At 60.9% G+C, this 3,213-nt stretch carries 2 protein-coding genes; both read left to right on the top strand.

Annotation, left to right across the window (positions count from 1 at the left end; translation table 11 throughout):
- Positions 1-1,350: acetate--CoA ligase family protein (locus tag BP858_RS02855; protein ID WP_286878794.1), on the top strand; the 1,350-nt coding region annotated here is incomplete at its 5' end.
- 95 nt (positions 1,351-1,445) lie between these two features.
- Entirely contained in the window at positions 1,446-2,852 is a 1,407-nt protein-coding gene (locus BP858_RS02850; RefSeq protein ID WP_286878793.1) for an MBL fold metallo-hydrolase, read from the top strand.
- The last annotated feature ends 361 nt before the right edge of the window (positions 2,853-3,213 follow it).

The raw sequence follows: 3,213 nt of genomic DNA, 5'->3' as shown, positions 1-3,213 counted from the left end.
AGCCCGAACAAGGTGGGCTACTCCATCCTCAGGAACCTGCTCTCCTTCCCCGGCGACCTCTATCCGGTCAACCCAGCCCGGAAAGAACTCTTCGGTCGGATGACCTACCCCTCTGTTGTGGATATCCCGGGCCCGGTCGACTGGGCGGTCATCGCCGTGCCGGCCCGGCTCGTCCCGGGTGTGATGGAGGAGTGCGGGGAGAAAGGCGTCCGCCTCGCTGTCATCGTCACCGCCGGGTTCCGGGAGATCGGCGGTGACGGCGCGGTTCTCGAGGAGAGGGTCGTCGAGATCGCACGCAGGCATGGGATCAGGATCACCGGCCCGAACTGCCTCGGAATCATGATGCCGCACCAGGGGATCAACGCCACGTTTGACCCGGTTTCGCCGAGGGCCGGGGATGTAGCGTTTATATCCCAGAGCGGCGCGATCATCACCACCGTCGTCGACTGGAGTCTCCCTGAGGAGTTCGGGTTCTCAAGCGTCATCAGCGTCGGCAACCAGGCGGACCTCGGGTTTGAGCACTACCTCAGGTTCGCCGAGCAGGACCAGGCTACCCGGTCGGTCACCCTCTACATCGAGGAGATCCAGGACGGACGCGGTTTCATGCAGATCGTGAGAGAGGTCGCCGAGAGCAAACCGGTGGTGGCGGTGAAGTCAGGGTCGTCCCGGAAGGGGAGGGTTGCAGCGTCGTCGCACACCGGTTCAGTCGCCGGGAGTTACGAGGTGTATGTCGCGGCGTTCAGGCAGGCGGGGGTGATCCCGGTCAAAACCCTGCGGGACGCCTTCAACCTGGCTGAACTCCTGGCAAGCGAGGGATACCCGCAGGGGAACCGCGCGATAGCCGTCACCAGCGCGGGAGGGTTTGCCGTCCTCGCCTCCGATTATGCCGAGACGCATGGGATCGATATGGTCGATCTCCCCGAAGATGTGTTTCGTGAACTCAACACGTTCCTGCCGTCGTGCTGGAACCACGCAAACCCCATGGATATCATCGGGGACGCCGACGCCGCCCGATTTGCCGCTCTCTTTGATGTACTGATCCAGCATCAGGACTTCTGGGATATTGCGTTTGTGATCGCTGTGCCGACCACGCTCGCCGATCCGGCGCACATCGCAAACGAGATTGTCCGGCTCTCCCGGAACACGGATAAGATGGTGGTGGGGTGCATGCTTGGTGGCGACAGCATCAGGAGCGGCCTGCGCATCCTCCGGAGTTGCCGGATCCCGAACTTCTCAGAGCTTGAGGACGCGTTCAAGGCGGTGGGGAACATCCTCAGTGTCAGGACCGCCCGGCCGGGTGAGCGCCCCGGCCCTCCCGCGCTTGACCGGTGTCCGGGTGGCGGGCGGTAACGGCACTCTTCCCGGGATCCCGGTAATTTTTTATACCCTCTCCCCACATTCCGGCAGACCGGAACGAAAAAATCCACTTCCCGGGAGATGAGGAGATGCTGTTTGAGAAGATAAAGTCTGACATCCTTGCCCATAATTCATACATCATCGGGGCGGGCGGAGAGGCGGCAGTCATCGATCCGAGGCGTGACTGCCAGGTCTACACGAATATCGCCGAAGCCTGGAACATGAAGATCACGAAGATCTTTGAGACGCATAAAAACGAGGATTATGTCAGCGGTTCCCGAGAACTTGCCCGCCCGACCGGGGCAGAGATCCTCCATGGAAAACGGGAGGAGTTCGGGTTTGGCACCGGTGTCAGCGAAGGAGAGACGTTTGGGATCGGTTCGGTCGAACTTGAGGTGCTGGAGACACCGGGCCACACGCAAGAGAGCATATCCCTCCTGTTGCGTGACCGGTCGGTCTCCGACGCTCTGCTGATGATCTTTACCGGGGATGCGCTCTTTGCCGGAGAGGTCGGGAGGACTGACCTTGCCGGTGAAGACCGGCGGTGGAAGATGTCGGAGATGCTGTATGCGAGCCTGCACGAGAAGATCCTCACCCTCGATGACGGCGTCATCGTCTGCCCCGCCCACGGGGCCGGGTCGGTCTGTGGCGGGAAGATCAGTGAGCGGGAGTACACGACCATCGGTTTTGAAGCAGCGACAAACCGATTGCTCTCTCTGGAGAAGAAGGAGTTTGTCGAGTATAAAGTGAACGAACGGCTCTATGAGCCGCCGTACTTCGCAAAGATGCGGGAACTCAACAAGTCCGGCCCGCCCCTGATCTACAACCTGCCGCATCTGCGGGCTGTATCGGCACGCGAGATCCGCTCCCTCGTAGACCAGGGGGCGCAGATCGTCGATATCAGGTCACCGACAGGTTTTGCCGGCGGGCATATCCCCGGGAGCATCAACATCTGGCGGACCGGCCTTCCTCTCTTCATGGGGTACTTCCTGAATTACGAGGACCCGATCGTCCTGGTCGACGACTTCAACCTGGATCTTGATCACGTGGTGCGCCACTTTGTGCGGCTCGGTTACGACAACATCGCCGGGTACCTCGCCGGTGGGTTTCCGGCCTGGTTCAAGCAAGGTGAGTGGAGCGAGAGGACCGGGACCTGGTCACCCGGCGACCTCGCGGAGCATCTGGACGATCCGTCGGTCTACATCCTTGACGTGCGGGACATCAGCCACCGGGACGAGAAGGGTCACATCCGGGGCTCCCACCACACCTACGTCGGGCACCTCGAGGAGCACCTGAACGAGATCCCCCGTGATAAACAGATCGTCGTCCACTGCGATGCCGGGTTCAAGGGAAGCCTTGCGGCAAGCATCCTGCAGAAGCATGGGTTCCGGCATGTCGCGAACCTCCTTGGCGGCACTATCGGCTGGGAGGCGGCGAACTACCCGCTCATCAGGGAGCGAACCCCTCTTGCTGCTGTTCCTGGAGGGGCCTCCTGAATACCGGGTCAGGTGGATCTTCCCCCGGGATCGCCACGAGTCGTGCAATTATGCTTTGGGGCATCTCATGTTCCACACTTCTTTTGCGGGTGGTGTCGACGTTCCGCCGCACGGACCACACCCTTCAGCTTATGGCGTTTTGATGCAGCAAGCGCACGGGCATCGGAAGACTGCAGGCTAGTGGAGCATTTCATCTAATATTTCACCTGGCATCCCATCAACTCACGCGAAGAGCGCGAAGACGCGAAGTCCGTATACCTCCCCCAACCGGAACCCTTCGCGATCTTCGCGGCTTCGCGTGAGGTGGCGGTCTGCATCAAGACCTGCAAGATAAGGTGAAATGGTCCACTAGTGGACCATT

The organism is Methanoculleus sp. UBA413, from assembly GCF_002502935.1.
In the GTDB taxonomy this organism is placed as follows: Archaea; Halobacteriota; Methanomicrobia; order Methanomicrobiales; family Methanoculleaceae; genus Methanoculleus; species Methanoculleus bourgensis.
The sequence above is the reverse complement of the archived record's forward strand: the minus strand, read 5'-3'. Positions and strand labels throughout refer to the sequence as shown.